12 protein-coding genes, 6 tRNA genes, 3 rRNA genes and 1 pseudogene are annotated in these 19,229 nt (G+C 36.1%); 20 read left to right on the forward strand and 2 right to left on the reverse strand.

The genetic code is table 11. From position 1 onward, the window contains the following. Positions 1-2: 2 nt before the first annotated feature. The 5 genes and pseudogenes from AOB58_RS12580 to AOB58_RS12600 all read left to right on the forward strand — a co-directional run bounded on the left by AOB58_RS12580 (position 3) and on the right by AOB58_RS12600 (position 5,755). Entirely contained in the window at positions 3-1,064 is a 1,062-nt protein-coding gene (locus AOB58_RS12580; protein WP_064783540.1) for an alanine/ornithine racemase family PLP-dependent enzyme, read from the forward strand. Positions 1,065-1,156: 92 nt separating this feature from the next. Further along, positions 1,157-2,167 carry an ABC transporter substrate-binding protein gene (locus AOB58_RS12585; RefSeq protein ID WP_056935812.1) on the forward strand — a complete coding sequence of 337 codons (1,011 nt, stop codon included), beginning with the start codon at positions 1,157-1,159 and terminating at the stop codon, positions 2,165-2,167. A gap of 11 nt (positions 2,168-2,178) precedes the next feature. After that, entirely contained in the window at positions 2,179-3,213 is a 1,035-nt protein-coding gene (locus tag AOB58_RS12590; protein ID WP_064783541.1) for a FecCD family ABC transporter permease, read from the forward strand. Then, positions 3,210-4,172, forward strand: a complete 963-nt coding sequence (locus AOB58_RS12595; RefSeq protein WP_064783542.1) for a FecCD family ABC transporter permease — start codon at positions 3,210-3,212, stop codon at positions 4,170-4,172. The genes AOB58_RS12590 and AOB58_RS12595 overlap by 4 nt, the downstream gene beginning before the upstream one ends. Before the next feature lie 210 nt (positions 4,173-4,382). Continuing rightward, positions 4,383-5,755, forward strand: a pseudogene (locus AOB58_RS12600) (YjiH family protein). A 123-nt stretch (positions 5,756-5,878) separates the two neighbouring features. Here AOB58_RS12600 and AOB58_RS12605 read toward each other — a convergent pair. Beyond that, positions 5,879-6,193: a heme oxygenase gene (locus tag AOB58_RS12605; RefSeq protein WP_002507008.1), complete on the reverse strand. Its 315-nt coding sequence runs from the start codon at positions 6,191-6,193 to the stop codon at positions 5,879-5,881. Between the two features lie 159 nt (positions 6,194-6,352). Further along, complete coding sequence (locus AOB58_RS12610; protein WP_002507009.1) at positions 6,353-6,613, reverse strand: SunI/YnzG family protein; 261 nt, start codon at positions 6,611-6,613, stop codon at positions 6,353-6,355. 176 nt (positions 6,614-6,789) lie between these two features. On the opposite strand from AOB58_RS12610, the gene AOB58_RS12615 reads away from it, so the two are divergent. The 15 genes from AOB58_RS12615 (at position 6,790) to AOB58_RS12685 (ending at position 18,990) form a co-directional block, all read left to right on the forward strand. Beyond that, on the forward strand, positions 6,790-7,284 hold the full coding sequence (locus tag AOB58_RS12615; protein ID WP_002507010.1) for a metal-dependent hydrolase: 495 nt from the start codon (positions 6,790-6,792) through the stop codon (positions 7,282-7,284). A 124-nt stretch (positions 7,285-7,408) separates the two neighbouring features. Then, positions 7,409-8,596 carry a UTP--glucose-1-phosphate uridylyltransferase gene (locus tag AOB58_RS12620; protein WP_064783543.1) on the forward strand — a complete coding sequence of 396 codons (1,188 nt, stop codon included), beginning with the start codon at positions 7,409-7,411 and terminating at the stop codon, positions 8,594-8,596. A gap of 17 nt (positions 8,597-8,613) precedes the next feature. After that, positions 8,614-9,297 (forward strand): PAQR family membrane homeostasis protein TrhA, encoded by a 684-nt coding sequence (trhA, locus tag AOB58_RS12625; RefSeq protein ID WP_021340028.1) that lies wholly within the window; start codon positions 8,614-8,616, stop codon positions 9,295-9,297. A 338-nt stretch (positions 9,298-9,635) separates the two neighbouring features. Continuing rightward, the gene (gene sdrM, locus AOB58_RS12630) at positions 9,636-10,976 is read left to right on the forward strand and encodes a multidrug efflux MFS transporter SdrM (protein ID WP_064783544.1); all 1,341 of its coding nucleotides are present in this window, start codon (positions 9,636-9,638) and stop codon (positions 10,974-10,976) included. Positions 10,977-11,200: 224 nt separating this feature from the next. Next, positions 11,201-11,653 carry a SepA family multidrug efflux transporter gene (locus AOB58_RS12635; protein WP_002507014.1) on the forward strand — a complete coding sequence of 151 codons (453 nt, stop codon included), beginning with the start codon at positions 11,201-11,203 and terminating at the stop codon, positions 11,651-11,653. A 322-nt stretch (positions 11,654-11,975) separates the two neighbouring features. Then, positions 11,976-13,040 (forward strand): Mrp/NBP35 family ATP-binding protein, encoded by a 1,065-nt coding sequence (locus tag AOB58_RS12640; RefSeq protein WP_002507016.1) that lies wholly within the window; start codon positions 11,976-11,978, stop codon positions 13,038-13,040. A gap of 492 nt (positions 13,041-13,532) precedes the next feature. After that, a 16S ribosomal RNA gene (locus AOB58_RS12645) occupies positions 13,533-15,085 on the forward strand. Positions 15,086-15,372: 287 nt separating this feature from the next. Then, positions 15,373-18,294 (forward strand): 23S ribosomal RNA (locus tag AOB58_RS12650). Positions 18,295-18,375: 81 nt separating this feature from the next. Then, positions 18,376-18,490: ribosomal RNA gene (rrf, locus tag AOB58_RS12655) — 5S ribosomal RNA — on the forward strand. Together the 16S, 23S and 5S rRNA genes with 6 tRNA genes alongside form the textbook arrangement of a ribosomal RNA operon. A gap of 11 nt (positions 18,491-18,501) precedes the next feature. After that, a tRNA-Asn gene (locus AOB58_RS12660) sits at positions 18,502-18,576 on the forward strand. Positions 18,577-18,579: 3 nt separating this feature from the next. Further along, a tRNA-Glu gene (locus tag AOB58_RS12665) sits at positions 18,580-18,651 on the forward strand. 8 nt (positions 18,652-18,659) lie between these two features. Next, positions 18,660-18,735, forward strand: a tRNA-Val gene (locus AOB58_RS12670). Between the two features lie 16 nt (positions 18,736-18,751). Beyond that, positions 18,752-18,834, forward strand: a tRNA-Tyr gene (locus AOB58_RS12675). Positions 18,835-18,838: 4 nt separating this feature from the next. Continuing rightward, positions 18,839-18,913: transfer RNA gene (locus AOB58_RS12680), tRNA-Gln, on the forward strand. Between the two features lie 4 nt (positions 18,914-18,917). After that, positions 18,918-18,990: transfer RNA gene (locus AOB58_RS12685), tRNA-Lys, on the forward strand. The last annotated feature ends 239 nt before the right edge of the window (positions 18,991-19,229 follow it).

Below are 19,229 nucleotides of genomic sequence, written 5' to 3' on the forward strand. Positions count from 1 at the left end.
ACATGGCACAATTACAGATTAATTTATCTAAAATTAAATATAACGGTCATGTATTAAACGCCTTGTGCAGTCAAAATAATATTTGTTTTACACCTGTAACCAAATGTGTGGCTGGTGATAGCAAAATTATAGAAGTGTTAAAAGACATTGGTATGACACACTTTGCAGATGCCAGAATTGATAATATTACGAAGAGTAAAGATACGAATCTATCTTTTGCAATGATAGGAACTACAAATCAATATGAACTTGAAGATGTAGTGCGTTATACGAATATAAGCATTCAAACTGAGATAGAGACGATTCGACAATTAAATAATCTTGCAGGTAAACAACAAGTGAAGCACCAAATTTTACTCATGGTGGATTGGAAAGATGCTAGGGAAGGTATCTTAACTTATGATGTGATTGACTATATTAAAGAAATAATTCAGATGCATCACCTTAATATTGCAGGGTTAGCATTTAACTTTATGTGTTTTCAGTCGAACGCACCTACAGATGAAGATGTGAAAATGATTAATCAATTTGTAAAGTCTATTGAAGAAGTGACCAATATAAGATTTAAAATTATATCAGGTGGAAATTCAAGTTTGTTAACTCAAATGGCTTATAGTGATTTAGGTAAAATTAACGAACTGAGAATAGGCGAAACGCTCTTCAGAGGAATTGAGACCACAACAAATCATCCAATTGCAATGTTATATCAAGATACAATTATTTTAGAAGCAGAAATAGTAGAGATTAAGCCACGTATGAACTATGATACAGGCAAACAATATTTACAAGCCATTATTGATATTGGTAGTTTGGATACGCATGTCGAAGCGATTACACCTATACATCATCAAGTGAAAATATTAGGTGCTACAAGTGATCATGTCATGATTGATTTATTAAATCAGGATTTTTATCAATTAGGAGACAAAATACAATTTAGTCTAGGGTATAAAGCTTTAGCACAAGGCATGTATATGCCTAATTTAACAAAAGCATATACACGTGATGAAGGTGTTGAGCAAGCATGCACTAACATTAAAAATCAAGTGTTTAATTCATTGTAGAAAATTAAAAGTTAATTAAAAATATGTTGACAACGATAATCATTCTCAATAAAATTAGATATGTAAATATACACATCTAAGGAGTGAGAACGATGAAGCATAGTTTTAAATTTATGAGTGTGCTTATATTAGCTTTGACAGTAGTATTATTGACCGCTTGTGGAAGTGGTAATGATAAAGACACTGGGGAATCTAAAAGGGATAACGCTAATAAAGTTGACGTGATGATTAAACATGATGGCGGTACAACAAAGCTTGATAAAAATCCTGAGCGAGTCGTAGCGTTAGAATTTTCATATGTAGACGCACTTGCAGCTTTAGATATAAAACCAGTGGGTATAGCAGATGATGGTAAAAAGGATAGAATATTAAAACCAATTCGTGAAAAAATTGGTGATTATAAATCAGTTGGTTTACGTAAACAGCCTAACTTAGAAGAAATTAGTAATCAAAAACCAGATTTAATTATAGCTGATACTAATAGACATAAAGGCATACAAAAAGATTTAGAAAAAATTGCGCCGACAATTCTACTGCCAAGTTTTGATAGTGACTATAAAGATAATTTAGATGCGTTTAAAACAATTGCGAAAGCAGTAGGCGAAGAAGATAAAGGAAAAGAAAGATTAAAAGAACATCAGGATTTAATGTCAGAATACAGTAAAGAAATTACTATGGATAAATCTGAGCCAGTGTTAGCTACTGTCATTGCAAAATCAGGATTATTATCTCATCCTGAAAATACTTATGTTGGTGAACTGCTAAAAGAGCTAGGTTTTAAGAACGCATTAAATAAAACAGAAACAGATAATTTGGCTAAATACTTAAAAGGTCCTTATTTACAATTAAATTCTGAGGTACTTTCAGATATTAATCCAGGACGAATGTTTATCATGGTTGATGAAGGAAAAGAAGACCCGAATTTGAAAAAACAAGAACAGGATCCAGTGTGGAAAAATCTAGACGCAGTGAAAAATAATAAAGTATCTATTTTTGATCGAAATACATGGGCACGAGCACGTGGTATTATTTCTTCTGAAGAAATAGCAAAACAACTCGTAGAAGTTTCTAAAACCAAAAATAATGATAAACAACAACAATAGGGTGATGGTAAATGGCTAAAGTAAAGCGTATTAGTCAAACCAATAGGTCTGAAAGCAAAATACAAAAACGCACAGCACTCATATTCATTGTGAGTGTGTGTGCGCTTTTTGTTATGATGTATTTTAATTTAACGGTTGGTGCTTCACACATTACAACGAAGGATTTTATAGATTATCTATGGACACACGATCAAACGAAACAAACATTTTTAATTCATAATGTGCGTATGCCTAGAATGATTGCAGCACTATTCATTGGTGCAGCACTTAGCGTGGCTGGATTACTCATGCAAGCTATGACGAGAAACCCTTTGGCATCGCCTCAAATATTTGGCGTTAACTCGGGCGCTTCTTTTGTTATCGTATTTATCACGATGCTTATACCTGGCTTAACACCATTTGCTACAATACTAGCATTTTTTGGCGCGTTTGTAGGTGGTTTAACAGTTTATCTGCTGTCAGGATCTACAAAAGGAATAACACCAATTAAGTTAGCACTAGCAGGTATGGCCATTCATTTATTTTTTACAAGTATGACTCAAGGAATTATTCTACTAAACGAACATGCAACTTCCACAGTTATGTTTTGGCTTGTAGGTTCATTATCTACTATCAACTGGACACAAATTTTAGGCATCTTACCTTGGCTTATTATTGCTTTTATTGGGACTATTATGATAGCAAAACAATTAACAATTATGGAGCTAGGTGAACAGTTAGCTACATCTTTAGGGCAAAATGTAAAAGTAGTGAGAATTATTATAGCTATACTTGTTATTTTATTAGCAGGAACTTCTGTTTCAGTAGCGGGTCCTATTGGCTTCGTAGGATTAATCGTCCCACATATTGTTAAATATTATGTACATACAAATTATAGGGTGATGATTCCTTTAGCGATAATTATTGGTGCAGACTTATTATTGCTATCTGATGTACTCAGTAGATTAATTGCATTTCCATTTGAATCGCCTGTAGGTATTGTTACTTCATTTGTAGGTGCATTATACTTCCTTGCAATTACTGCTAAAGGAGTGGATCGCATATGAATATTAGACTTATATTAAAATATACGATTGTGACGATATTACTTATTATTTTTGCAATTGGATTATTGTCCATAGGTTCAGTATTTATACATCCTGCTGAAGTGGTTAAAAGTTTACTTTCACAAGATAACTTTATTTTAAATGAGTATCGAGTGCCACGAATGTGCTTGGCTTTGATTGTTGGTAGTAGCTTAGCGATTTCTGGTGCTCTGATACAAGGTGTTGTAAGAAATTCACTTGCATCACCAGATGTTATTGGTATTACAAAAGGTGCGAGTTTATCCGCTGTTACGGTTATAATGCTATTTCCTACAGCGCCTTTATATATTTTGCCATTTAGTTCTTTCTTTGGTGCATTTTGTATTAGTTTGATTTTGACTTTGTTAATATCTAAATTTAATATGAAAGGTTCCAAAATCGCATTAATTGGTTTAGCAATAGGTGCAATTTGTACGGCGATTGTTCAATATATGTTAATACGTAATCCGCTAGATGCAAATACTGCATTAGTTTGGCTTACTGGAAGTTTATATGGTCACAACATGTCGAACATAACAGTGATATTACCATGGTTTATCATTACCTTACCGCTCATTTTTTATTACTGTCATCAGTTAGATATTTTAATTCTTGGTGACGATGTAGCGCTGGGACTAGGGACAAAAATTAAAAAGATTAAAATGATTTTATTATTTTTAGCAGTAGCTTTAGCAGGCGCTTCAATTTCACTCGTCGGGGGATTAAGTTTTCTTGGACTGATTGCACCGCATATAGCACGACGAATAGTTGGCCATAAACATATCCACATCATAATTATGTCAGGTTTGATTGGTGCACTTATACTGTCAATTAGTGATGGACTTGCAAGAGGTATTCATCCACCTATCGATATTCCTGTCGGTGTAATCGTTGCTATTGTCGGCGTTCCATACTTTTTATTTTTAATAAGAAAAATATAATTCAAAAATAAATTGCAAAAGTAAGCGTTTTCGTATAAAGTGTAATTGACCCTAAATAATATTAGAGTCAATTATTTTATTTATACATATACAAGAAGGCAATAAAAACCTAAAATTATTGATTTACATATTTATACATAATAGGTTATAATTATTGCTGTTGCTTTTTTAAGTGTATATAAAAATATAAACACCTAAGGGGTGAATGAAATGAATAAATATAGTAAATCACAATTAGTACGAGGTAGATTAAAATTCATTGTCATGTCATTAATTGGTATTATCTTGTTTTTAGTACCTATTACTGTGACTGAAGATGGTGTTAAACAAACCACATTACCCGTTGCGTTTTTAGCAGGACTATTACAAGATGTGCTAGGGAATGCCATGCCATTAATTATTGTTTTGATTGTCACAATATCAGGCATATTATCGATTTTATGCTCTACAATACTGAAAAATAAATTAAAACCAGACGGTCTTTTATATAATGCATTTAATGTGAACATCGTCTGGTTGCTATTAAGAATATTAGCAGTTGTCTTTGTATGGATGACTTATTTGAAAGTTGGTACTGAAGTAATATATTCTGCAGACACTGGCGGGCTTGTATTTGAAAGTTTATTGCCAACATTAGTTGCTGTATTCTTATTTGCAGCATTATTTTACCATTACTTATGGAATATGGATTGTTAGAATTTTTAGGTCCAATCTTTAGACCTATTATGAGACCTTTATTCACATTACCAGGGCGTTCTACAGTGGATAACTTAGCATCGTTTATTGGAGATGGCACAGTAGGGGTATTAATAACAAGTAAGCAATATGAAAGTGGTTTTTATTCTAGACGTGAGGCAACAGTTATTGCTACTACCTTTAGTGTAGTATCTATAACATTTGCTATCGTCATTGCGGAAACAGTACATATGCAAAACCATTTCTTCTATTTCTACTTTTCAGTTATTGTTTCGTGTATTGTTTGTGCATTGATTTTGCCAAGAGTCTGGCCATTAAAATCTATCAAAGACGAATACTCAAAAGAAGTATCTGAAGAAATGAGAACGGAAAAATTACCAGAAAATAAAACAGCATTAAGTCACGGTTTTGATATGGCAACAGAAACAGGTATTAATGCACCAGGATTCAAATCATTTTTCAAATCGGGACTTAAAACAGTTGTAGATATGTGGTTTGTTATTTTACCAGTTGTTATGAGTATAGGTACACTAGCGACAATCGTTGCGACCTACACACCAATATTTGCAATTATAGGTAAACCATTTGTACCATATTTAGAATTGCTGCAAATTCCTGAAGCTGCTCAAGCATCAGAAACAATATTAATAGGCTTTGCCGATATGTTTTTACCTTCTATATTAATTGAGGGCGTAGGCAATGATATTACATTATTCGTTATCGGTGCATTAAGTATTAGTCAGTTAATCTACTTATCAGAAGTAGGTGGGGTGATATTAGGCTCGAAAATTCCAGTCAGTATCTTTAAACTATTTGTTATTTTCTTAATCAGAACAATTATTGCATTACCGATTATAGCGTTGATGGCGCATCTATATTTTAATTAGTTTAAAAACATTATGAATATGAATACAATTAAAACACCCCGAAAGTTAGATTGAAAAACTAATCTTCGGGGTGTTTTGCAATATTTACTGTTTTGTTGTATTTAAACTTACAAACGTATCTGATTAATTAAGTGTTGATAAAACATTTGCTTTAACAACTTTATTCCCTATGACTGGTGAATCTTCACTTTTAGATTTTGACTTACCTGCGTGTGCTTCTTTAAACGCATCACTTTCAAGCCATGCTTTGAAATTTTCTTCAGAATCCCACCAAGTATTCACATACATTTGATCGTAATCTGTTTCGTCTTCGATTAGCCAAACTTCAACTTTACGGAATCCTTCTAATTCATTTATTTTGCCTTTTTTTGTAAAATTAGGCGCCATTTTTTCTGCAAAACCTTTTTTAACATCAATTCTATTCGTAACAACGTACATGATATGCACCCACTTTCTAAGATTTAGCTATAGTATATCATCATTGTGAATTAGAGGTTAATTGATATCCCTTATATGTTTAAGTCGTGATTAATATAAAAAAGACGCAATTCTAACGTGGGGTTAGAATTGCGTCTTTTTATTGTTAATTGTTTAATATTATTTTGTTACTTCATTATATACTTTTTGATCATTTTGCGTATAAATAATGTATTCATGGTCATTAGTGTCGATGATAACACGGTTCGTTTTTCCGAAAGTAGAACCAATTCTCGAAACTTTGTTTCTATCTAATTTTGGAATTTCATGGATATTTTGATCTTGTGAAATGTTCTTAATATCACTTGTTGGAATCTTAATATCTGCAACTCTCCATTGAATTCTTACTTCATTGTTATCTTTTTTAACTGTCATTGCCATATCTAGAACACATCCTTTAATTAATTTATAGCTATATCATACAATAACATGCAACCGTTTTCAAGTAAATGTGTGATACTTTTATTTAATATGTTATACTCAGTGTTTTTTCCGAAAGTACGTTCGCATTGATATAAAAGATATGATAAAATATATTGCGATAAGGAGAAGTGAAAATGACAGGTAAAACCCACGCATCATGCGGTTTATTAGTAGGCGCATTAACTATAGAATATTTTCATACAGATTTGTTTACATCAATTACGGTTATAACGCTTGCAGTTATATCAAGTTTATTACCTGATATTTGTCATGCACAAAGTAAAATTGGTAGACGATTTAAAGTTTTGAGCTTTTTTATTAGATTATTATTTGGTCACAGGACATTTACACACTCGCTATTATTTATTTCAATTATAATTTGTTTATTATATGCTATTCAAACGCCAATTTATTATTTAATTACGATTATATTAGGAATGCTGTCTCATGTTATACTAGATATGTTAACACCTAGGGGAGTTAAATTTTTATATCCTATCCCAATCAGTGTGAAATTCCCTTTAGTTTTTAAAACAGGTGGTCTCGTTGATTTATCACTTGCGAGCGCGTTAACTATAGGCGCAACTTATGTGTTTTTTCAACCATTTATTAAGCAGCTGTTTTTTTAAATGGTTATGATTAAGGTTGTGCATATAATCATAATAATATAAAGTACAAATAGTGAAATTATATATTCAAGTCAGTAATAAGATACTATTTTTATCTAATATTTGAATATTAAGGAGAGAGAACATGCTAGATAAGAAAGGTTTAGAAAAGTTTAATCAAGACCATTTAATTGAATTTGAAAAACTAATGAGTACAAATGAGAAAGAACAATTGGCTAATAAAGTAGACTCTTTAAACTTATCTGATATTCAAGATTTATACGAAGATTTGTATGTAAATAAAAAAGTAATCGATGACGTTTCCTCTATTAATGAGGTGAAATATGATGTTAAAAATGATTTTTCAGAAGAAGAAATCAAAAAATATGAAGAAGTTGGTTTAGACGCAATTCAAAAAGGTAAATTTGCAGTGTTATTAATGGCAGGTGGACAAGGGACGCGTTTAGGTTATAAAGGACCTAAAGGTTCGTTTGAAATTGAAGGCGTTAGTTTATTTGAAATTCAAGCACAACAATTAATATCATTAAAAGAGCAAACAGGTGTAGCTGTCGATTGGTATATCATGACTAGCAAAGTAAATGACAAAGAAACACAACTATTTTTCGAAGCTAAAGATTATTTTGGATATGATAAAACACATGTGCACTTTTTCAAGCAAGAGAACATTGTTGCCTTATCTGAAGAAGGCAAGTTAGTTTTAGACGTAGATGGTAATATCCTAGAAACGCCTAACGGTAATGGTGGCGTGTTTAAATCACTTAAAAATTCAGGCTATTTAGATGAAATGACAGACAATGGAGTGGAATATATTTTCTTGAATAATATTGATAACGTTCTTGTGAAAGTATTGGATCCATTATTTGCAGGTTATACATTCCAAAAAAGTATGGATATCACTACAAAGTCAATTCAACCTAAAGAGGGAGAAAGTGTTGGTAGATTAGTGACAGCTAATCAAAAAGATACTGTACTTGAATATTCAGAATTAGACCCTGAAGTTGCTAATGAATTTAATAACGCTAATATAGGAATACATACATTTAAACTTTTATTTATTAACAATGTGGTTGATCATGCATTGCCATATCATTTAGCGATTAAAAAACTAAAACAGTTAGATGATGATTTTGGCGTAATTGAGCAACCGACACTTAAGTTTGAATTATTCTATTTTGATATTTTCCAATATGCTAATAGCTTTATTACATTACAAGTACCGAGAGAAGAAGAGTTTTCTCCTTTAAAAAATAAAGAAGGTAAAGATAGTGTTGAAACAGCTACAGCTGATTTGAAACGTATGAATTTGATATAAAAAAGGTGGTTACACTTATGTCTCATACAGTAGATGTAGATAATAGCAAAGTGGCTAAAACATTTAAAAATATTGTACCTTTAACATTTGGTGAGGAAATTGGAAATGCAGTTTCACATGGGGCAGCTGCATTCATTGCTTTATGTGTATTGCCTTATGCAGCAATACAAAGTTTTTTGGATCATGGCATATTAGGTTCATTTAGCGTTTCGCTATATGTGATAAGTATTTTCCTAATGCTTATATCTTCAACGATTTATCATGCGATGCCTAATAATTCTTCGCATAAATATATACTCAGAATTATTGATCACAGTATGATATATGTTGCAATTGCTGGAACATATACGCCAATATGTTTAGTGTTAATTGGTGGATGGTTAGGATGGACTGCAATGGCAGTACTTTGGGGTATTACACTCTGGGGTATTCTATACAAATCTTTAGCTAAAAATGTTAGTCATAAATTGAGCTTAACTATGTATTTAGTTATGGGATGGATTGGCGTTTTATTTTTACCGACAATTATTTTCGATTCATCGGTAACATTTATGCTATTTATACTATTTGGTGGGATTGCTTATACCGTTGGAGCATGGTTCTATGCACAAAAAGATCGTCCATATTTTCATATGATTTGGCACTTCTTTATAGTAATTGCATCCGTATTTCATTTTATAGCTATTTTATATTTTATGTAATTCTAAAAAAACATAGATTTAGTAGTCTCTAGGACATAAATCTATGTTTTAAAAGCAATTATTATATGGGCACTAGCTGTCTGATATATATCGGCTTGTTTTAAGTACTTATGCAAGAGTTTCGGCTCTTGTATTATTTTTTAGTAGGCTTTGTGGGGGCGGGAATATGAAATCAGATTTTGATTTCTATCCCGCTCTTTTTTTAAAAAAAGAAAGATTTAGACTGTAACATGTATTTCTGCCCTAGCCTCAAAAAGTCGATTTGAAACTTATTACTACATAGTAATTGCTCTGATTATGCTAAAAGAATTTTAATTTGTTATGCAAGGAGGTAGATTATGAATATTAAGTCTTTAGGTGTCGTAGTTGCATTAATATTAATTATGTTTATGTCTGCCATCGAAACATCAATTGTTTCTTTAGCAATTCCTACTATAAGAGATGACTTAAATGTTACTTCATCCATTTCATTGATTTTCGCAGTTTATTTTATTGCAATTGTCATAGCTAATCCGATTGTAGGAGAACTACTAGATCGAACGAAAATTATTTATATCACACTTTTAGGATTATTGCTTTTTACTATAGGAAGTTTCTTATCCGGAATAAGTGGCACTTTCGAGATACTTATCATGTCTCGTTTTATACAAGGTTTAGGTGCTGGTGTAATGATGGCATTGAGTCAAATAGTACCTAAACTTGCCTTTGAAATCCCATTACGTTATAAAATTATGGGAATTGTTGGTAGTGTGTGGGGGATTTCTAGCATTATTGGCCCGGTTTTGGGAGGAACTGTTTTAGAATTTGCAACGTGGCACTGGTTATTCTTCGTGAATATTCCGATTGCAATTGCTGCTATGGTATTGGTGATAATCACATTCCATTTTGAAAATGAAAATACAACTGCAAAAAATAAATTAGACGTGAAGGGCTTAACGTACTTCTATGTATTAATCTTCTTTTTAATATTTACAGTTATGAATAAAGCGAATTTATATTTAAACATCATTTCACTTATCTTAGCTTGTATAATGGCAGTGGTTCTATACAAAAATGAAAAAAACATAAAAACACCATTTGTACCAGTTACAGAATTTAATAAGACAATTATTTTAATATTCTTTACTGATTTTGCTTATGCAATTATTTTGATGGGTTACAACTTATATATGCCTATTTATTTACAAGAAGAAATGGGCCTCTCACCATTACAAAGTGGCTTTGTAATATTTCCAATTTCATTTGCTTGGTTAGCGCTTAATTTTTCATTAGATAAATTAGAGGTTAGAATGAGTAGAAAAGGATTATATATTTTTGCTTTCACACTATTAATGCTATGTGGCATTTTAATATTTATAGGCACCGAATCGCCATTATTTATAGCATTTAGTTTATTACTTGCAGGGGTTAGCTTTGGCACAGTTTATACAAAAGATAGTGTTATAACTCAAGAAGAGACTTCATTAAATAATATGAAGCGGATGATGTCACTCTATACATTAACTAAGAGTTTAGGTAATTCAATAGGTTCTACTGTAATGGGTTACGTTTATGCTTTATCGTTCACTTTTATCAGTCTGCAAATACACAATGTTATCTTACTTAGTTTAATTATATTGATTATACTAATAGTTTTATGGATTATGTTTTATAAAGAACAGAAACAAGAATCTAATTAGTAAACTGTATCTATATAACTAAAACATGATTTACTTCATCAATAAACGATATAATTTGAAGAGTAGAGCTTCGTGTTAATTTGTATTTGGTAGTGAGTTGTTATAATGGTAATATAGTTTATGCGATTATAGTTTTAATAATAAATACTAGCGAGGTTGTAATAAAAGTTAGGTGATTATTAAACGGAATATCGAAATAGAGTGAAAAGGGAGGACAGTAAGCAATGAAATATATAAAATATTTATTTACAACGCTTATTGTACTTTCGGTATTTATTATTTCTGGGGCTATATTTTTAACATTTTTAGGATTTGGATTATATGGTTTGAGTAGAATCCTAATTTATTTCCATCTTGCGTATTTTGGATATAACAAAAACTTTTACGATAACTTAATTTATTATGGTAGTTATATTGTATTAGGTTATTTCAATTTGTTTATAATAGAGAATTTAATGGATTACTTTAGAAAAAAATTACCAGATAACCCATATTTTAAAGGGTTAACTTATCACTTAATTACTTTCACTGTAACAACTTTGCTATTTTACTTCATAGTGCATATCCATTACACTTATATAAATATTGATTTTTGGGTGATTGTATTTATCATTGGACTCTTATTTATATGTAAGGAAATATTTTATCCAGATAGTGAAAACTTAAATGGAAAATAAGCATCTTATTTTAGAAAATCACAACAGTTAATTGAAGCACTTTAACTGTTGTGATTATGAAGAATGAATATAATGTTAATATATAGTAGAAACTGTAATACTTTAACTTTATCTCCGATAGTTAAAGTAACCATTTAAGAAAGACATATAGCAATTACTTTAAGAAGTTAGTTTATTTATTCTTTAATAGAGAGTGAAGTGAGCTAACTTCTTTTTTAATAAGCTGATTATATTTATACTGAATATAAACTATTTAAAGCAAACTTAAGTTTTGTTTGTTAGAATATAAATAATGATTATTTTATAAAGAGGGGGACGCATTGTGTTAACGACTGAGCAAGTTAAAGAACTTGTTGGAGAATTAAAAGATCCAATAATAAATGTACCTTTAAAAGAAACTGATGGAATAATAGAGGTTACTATTAAAGAAGAAATAGAGCATGTAAGTGTCAAAATAGCTATGGCTCAATTAGGGGGACAACCTCAATTAGATTTACAAATGGCCGTAGTGGAAGTATTAAAAGAAAATGGGGCTAATACAGTTGGCATCAGATTTGAAGAATTACCATCTGATGTAGTAGAACAATATAGAGGTACGAGTGATGACGAGCAACAAACAATAGAAGGCTTATTATCTAAAGACAATCCTGTAGAGTTTATAGCTATCGCTTCTGGTAAAGGTGGCGTTGGAAAATCAACAGTAGCAGTCAATTTAGCAGTATCATTAGCTAGAGAAGGTAAAAAAGTTGGTCTAGTTGATGCTGATATTTATGGCTTTAGCGTTCCAGACATGATGGGAATTGATGAAAAACCAGGGGTACAAGGTAAAGAAATCATACCAGTTGAACGTCATGGTGTGAAAGTAATTTCAATGGCTTTCTTTGTTGAAGAGAACGCACCAGTTATATGGAGAGGCCCAATGTTAGGGAAAATGCTTACGAATTTCTTTGTTGAAGTACGATGGGGAGATTTAGATTATTTAATTTTAGATTTACCTCCAGGTACAGGGGATATTGCTTTAGATGTACATACGATGTTGCCATCAAGTAAAGAAATTATTGTAACAACACCTCATCCTACTGCAGCATTTGTTGCAGCAAGAGCTGGAGCAATGGCAAAACACACTGAACACACGATTTTAGGTGTAATAGAAAACATGTCTTACTTCCAAAGCGAAGAAACTGGAAATAAAGAATATGTATTTGGAACAGGTGGCGGTGAAAAGCTTGCTGAAGAATTACAAACAGACTTATTAGGTCACCTACCATTAGAACAACCATCATGGAATCCAAAAGATTTCGCGCCTTCCATTTATCAACCAGATGATAGATTAGGAGAAATATACCAATCAATGGCACAACAAATCATTGAAAAGACTAGTAAATAGTAGTATTTAAGGAGTGGGTAGAAATTAATTTAATTTTTACCCACTTTTCTCTTGCAATTTTTTTGAATGGTGGTAGAATTATTTCTTGTGACCAACGAAAGCACGATACAGTGTAAACGTAACAAATCACAATAAACAAAAAAGTATTGACTTTCTCTTGTGGAATTGATATTATATAAAAGTCGTCAAAAACGACAAAAACATTATTTAATTCAATTTCGAAAAAGTGTAAAAAATATACTTGAAACTTTATAAAAAATACTTTAATATTATTAGAGTAATGTTAAATGATTGTTAAAGAATATTAATTTTTTATTGACACAACGTCAATTGAAATGGTATAGTAATAAAGGAATTATCCAAATGAACATTGAAAACTGAATTGCAATATGTCAACGTTAATTCCGAACACAACATTAAATTGTTGGTTCAAACGTGTTAGAGATAACACACAAATTAGTATTTTATGAGCTAATCAAACATCATAATTCATTTATGGAGAGTTTGATCCTGGCTCAGGATGAACGCTGGCGGCGTGCCTAATACATGCAAGTCGAGCGAACGGATAAGGAGCTTGCTCCTTTGAAGTTAGCGGCGGACGGGTGAGTAACACGTGGGTAACCTACCTATAAGACTGGAATAACTTCGGGAAACCGGAGCTAATGCCGGATAACATTTGGAACCGCATGGTTCTAAAGTAAAAGATGGTTTTGCTATCACTTATAGATGGACCCGCGCCGTATTAGCTAGTTGGTAAGGTAACGGCTTACCAAGGCAACGATACGTAGCCGACCTGAGAGGGTGATCGGCCACACTGGAACTGAGACACGGTCCAGACTCCTACGGGAGGCAGCAGTAGGGAATCTTCCGCAATGGACGAAAGTCTGACGGAGCAACGCCGCGTGAGTGATGAAGGTTTTCGGATCGTAAAACTCTGTTATTAGGGAAGAACAAATGTGTAAGTAACTGTGCACATCTTGACGGTACCTAATCAGAAAGCCACGGCTAACTACGTGCCAGCAGCCGCGGTAATACGTAGGTGGCAAGCGTTATCCGGAATTATTGGGCGTAAAGCGCGCGTAGGCGGTTTCTTAAGTCTGATGTGAAAGCCCACGGCTCAACCGTGGAGGGTCATTGGAAACTGGGAAACTTGAGTACAGAAGAGGAAAGTGGAATTCCATGTGTAGCGGTGAAATGCGCAGAGATATGGAGGAACACCAGTGGCGAAGGCGACTTTCTGGTCTGTAACTGACGCTGATGTGCGAAAGCGTGGGGATCAAACAGGATTAGATACCCTGGTAGTCCACGCCGTAAACGATGAGTGCTAAGTGTTAGGGGGTTTCCGCCCCTTAGTGCTGCAGCTAACGCATTAAGCACTCCGCCTGGGGAGTACGACCGCAAGGTTGAAACTCAAAGGAATTGACGGGGACCCGCACAAGCGGTGGAGCATGTGGTTTAATTCGAAGCAACGCGAAGAACCTTACCAAATCTTGACATCCTTTGAAAACTCTAGAGATAGAGCCTTCCCCTTCGGGGGACAAAGTGACAGGTGGTGCATGGTTGTCGTCAGCTCGTGTCGTGAGATGTTGGGTTAAGTCCCGCAACGAGCGCAACCCTTAAACTTAGTTGCCAGCATTTAGTTGGGCACTCTAGGTTGACTGCCGGTGACAAACCGGAGGAAGGTGGGGATGACGTCAAATCATCATGCCCCTTATGATTTGGGCTACACACGTGCTACAATGGACAATACAAAGGGCAGCTAAACCGCGAGGTCATGCAAATCCCATAAAGTTGTTCTCAGTTCGGATTGTAGTCTGCAACTCGACTACATGAAGCTGGAATCGCTAGTAATCGTAGATCAGCATGCTACGGTGAATACGTTCCCGGGTCTTGTACACACCGCCCGTCACACCACGAGAGTTTGTAACACCCGAAGCCGGTGGAGTAACCATTTATGGAGCTAGCCGTCGAAGGTGGGACAAATGATTGGGGTGAAGTCGTAACAAGGTAGCCGTATCGGAAGGTGCGGCTGGATCACCTCCTTTCTAAGGATATATTCGGAACATCTTCCTTGAGAAGATGAAGAGGAATGACATTGACATATTGCATTCAGTTTTGAATGCTCATTACGAGTATTCATTGCGTTATTTTGTACATTGAAAACTAGATATGTAAGTAAAATTTATGATTTTACCAAGCAAAACCGAGTGAATTAGAGTTTTAAAAAGCTTGAATTCAAAAAAATAGAAATAATCGCTAGTGTTCGAAAGAACACTCACAGATTAATAACATTTTAGGTTTTCAACCGATTTATCGTGTTGAAGGTCGAAAAGATTAAGTTATTAAGGGCGCACGGTGGATGCCTTGGCACTAGAAGCCTACGAAGGACGTTACTAACGACGATATGCTTTGGGGAGCTGTAAGTAAGCTTTGATCCAGAGATTTCCGAATGGGGAAACCCAACACGAGTTATGTCGTGTTATCGATATGTGAATACATAGCATATCTGAAGGCAGACGCGGGGAACTGAAACATCTTAGTACCCGCAGGAAGAGAAAGAAAAATCGATTCCCTGAGTAGCGGCGAGCGAAACGGGAAGAGCCCAAACCAACGAGCTTGCTTGTTGGGGTTGTAGGACACTCTATACGGAGTTACAAAAGAACAAATTAGACGAATCATCTGGAAAGATGAATCAAAGAAGGTAATAATCCTGTAGTCGAAAGTTTGTTCACTCTTGAGTGGATCCTGAGTACGACGGAACACGAGAAATTCCGTCGGAATCCGGGAGGACCATCTCCCAAGGCTAAATACTCTCTAGTGACCGATAGTGAACCAGTACCGTGAGGGAAAGGTGAAAAGTACCCCGGAAGGGGAGTGAAATAGAACTTGAAACCGTGTGCTTACAAGTAGTCAGAGCCCGTTAATGGGTGATGGCGTGCCTTTTGTAGAATGAACCGGCGAGTTACGATTTGATGCAAGGTTAAGCAGTTAATGTGGAGCCGTAGCGAAAGCGAGTCTGAATAGGGCGTTGAGTATTTGGTCGTAGACCCGAAACCAGGTGATCTACCCATGACCAGGCTGAAGTTCAGGTAACACTGAATGGAGGGCCGAACCGACTTACGTTGAAAAGTGAGCGGATGAGTTGTGGGTAGCGGAGAAATTCCAATCGAACCTGGAGATAGCTGGTTCTCTCCGAAATAGCTTTAGGGCTAGCCTTAAGTAATGATTATTGGAGGTAGAGCACTGTTTGGACGAGGGGCCCTTATCGGGTTACCGAATTCAGACAAACTCCGAATGCCAATCAATTTTATCTTAGGAGTTAGAACGCGGGTGATAAGGTCCGTGTTCGAAAGGGAAACAGCCCAGACCACCAGCTAAGGTCCCAAAATATATGTTAAGTGGAAAAGGATGTGGCGTTGCCCAGACAACTAGTATGTTGGCTTAGAAGCAGCCATCATTTAAAGAGTGCGTAATAGCTCACTAGTCGAGTGACACTGCGCCGAAAATGTACCGGGGCTAAACATATTACCGAAGCTGTGGATTGTCCGTAAGGACAGTGGTAGGAGAGCGTTCTAAGGGCGTTGAAGCATGATCGCAAGGACATGTGGAGCGCTTAGAAGTGAGAATGCCGGTGTGAGTAGCGAAAGACGGGTGAGAATCCCGTCCACCGATTGACTAAGGTTTCCAGAGGAAGGCTCGTCCGCTCTGGGTTAGTCGGGTCCTAAGCTGAGGCCGATAGGCGTAGGCGATGGATAACAGGTTGATATTCCTGTACCCCAAATTTCGTTTTAAGCGATGGGGGGACGCAGTAGGATAGGCGAAGCGTACTATTGGATTGTACGTCCAAGCAATGAGACTGAGTGTTAGGCAAATCCGGCACTCTTAAGGTCAAGTTGTGATGGGGAGAGGAAATTGTTTCCTCGAGTCGTTGATTTCACACTGCCAAGAAAAGCCTCTAGCTAGAATTTTGGTGCCCGTACCGCAAACCGACACAGGTAGTCAAGATGAGAATTCTAAGGTGAGCGAGCGAACTCTCGTTAAGGAACTCGGCAAAATGACCCCGTAACTTCGGGAGAAGGGGTGCTCTTTAGGGTTAACGCCCAGGAGAGCCGCAGTGAATAGGCCCAAGCGACTGTTTATCAAAAACACAGGTCTCTGCTAAACCGTAAGGTGATGTATAGGGGCTGACGCCTGCCCGGTGCTGGAAGGTTAAGAGGAGTGGTTAGCTTCGGCGAAGCTACGAATCGAAGCCCCAGTAAACGGCGGCCGTAACTATAACGGTCCTAAGGTAGCGAAATTCCTTGTCGGGTAAGTTCCGACCCGCACGAAAGGCGTAACGATTTGGGCACTGTCTCAACGAGAGACTCGGTGAAATCATAGTACCTGTGAAGATGCAGGTTACCCGCGACAGGACGGAAAGACCCCGTGGAGCTTTACTGTAGTCTGATATTGAAATTCGGTACAACTTGTACAGGATAGGTAGGAGCCTTTGAAACGTGAGCGCCAGCTTACGTCGAGGCGTTGGTGGGATACTACCCTTGCTGTGTTGGATTTCTAACCCGCACCATTTATCATGGTGGGAGACAGTGTCAGATGGACAGTTTGACTGGGGCGGTCGCCTCCTAAAGAGTAACGGAGGCGCTCAAAGGTTTCCTCAGAATGGTTGGAAATCATTCATAGAGTGTAAAGGCATAAGGAAGCTTGACTGCGAGACTTACAAGTCGAGCAGGGTCGAAAGACGGACTTAGTGATCCGGTGGTTCCGCATGGAAGGGCCATCGCTCAACGGATAAAAGCTACCCCGGGGATAACAGGCTTATCTCCCCCAAGAGTTCACATCGACGGGGAGGTTTGGCACCTCGATGTCGGCTCATCGCATCCTGGGGCTGTAGTCGGTCCCAAGGGTTGGGCTGTTCGCCCATTAAAGCGGTACGCGAGCTGGGTTCAGAACGTCGTGAGACAGTTCGGTCCCTATCCGTCGTGGGCGCAGGAAATTTGAGAGGAGCTGTCCTTAGTACGAGAGGACCGGGATGGACATACCTCTGGTGTACCAGTTGTCGTGCCAACGGCATCGCTGGGTAGCTATGTATGGACGGGATAAGTGCTGAAAGCATCTAAGCATGAAGCCCCCTCAAGATGAGATTTCCCAACTTCGGTTATAAGATCCCTCAAAGATGATGAGGTTAATAGGTTCGAGGTGGAAGCATAGCGATATGTGGAGCTGACGAATACTAATCGATCGAAGACTTAATCAAATTTAAAAGTGTTTTGTTTGGCATTATCAAATTTTACTTACTATCTAGTTTTGAATGTATAATTTTTTATACAGTTCATTGTCTGGTGACAATGGCAAGGAGGTCACACCTGTTCCCATGCCGAACACAGTAGTTAAGCTCCTTAGCGCCGATGGTAGTCGGACTTACGTTCCGCAAGAGTAGGACGTTGCCAGGCAATTTCATTATTCCACAGTAGCTCAGTGGTAGAGCTATCGGCTGTTAACCGATCGGTCGTAGGTTCGAGTCCTACCTGTGGAGCCATATGGCCCCGTGGTCAAGCGGTTAAGACACCGCCCTTTCACGGCGGTAACACGGGTTCGAGTCCCGTCGGGGTCATACATATTGGAGGATTAGCTCAGCTGGGAGAGCATCTGCCTTACAAGCAGAGGGTCGGCGGTTCGAACCCGTCATCCTCCACCATTTTTAATTTAATAGCGGAGGGGTAGCGAAGTGGCTAAACGCGGCGGACTGTAAATCCGCTCCTTCGGGTTCGGCAGTTCGAATCTGCCCCCTCCACCATTAATGGGCTATAGCCAAGCGGTAAGGCAACGGACTTTGACTCCGTCACTCGTTGGTTCGAATCCAGCTAGCCCAGCCATTTAGAGCCATTAGCTCAGTTGGTAGAGCATCTGACTTTTAATCAGAGGGTCAGTGGTTCGAGCCCACTATGGCTCACTCTATAGCATTTCTCTTATGAGAAATGCTTTTTTTGTGTTGAAAATTAAAATTACTAAAAATTTTAAATGATAATATAATAAAGAAAATTCAAAATAATTTATATACATTTTTATGATTAGAATAGTATGTAAAAGCTAATATAAGGCCTTTTTATGAATTATAAATCATTATACTGGTTTTATATGTAAAATGTCGATTTTATAAAAAAATTATGATATTACATTAACTTGAAACAT

It is taken from the genome of Staphylococcus sp. AntiMn-1 (genome assembly GCF_001663395.1).
In the GTDB taxonomy this organism is placed as follows: domain Bacteria; phylum Bacillota; class Bacilli; order Staphylococcales; family Staphylococcaceae; genus Staphylococcus; species Staphylococcus equorum.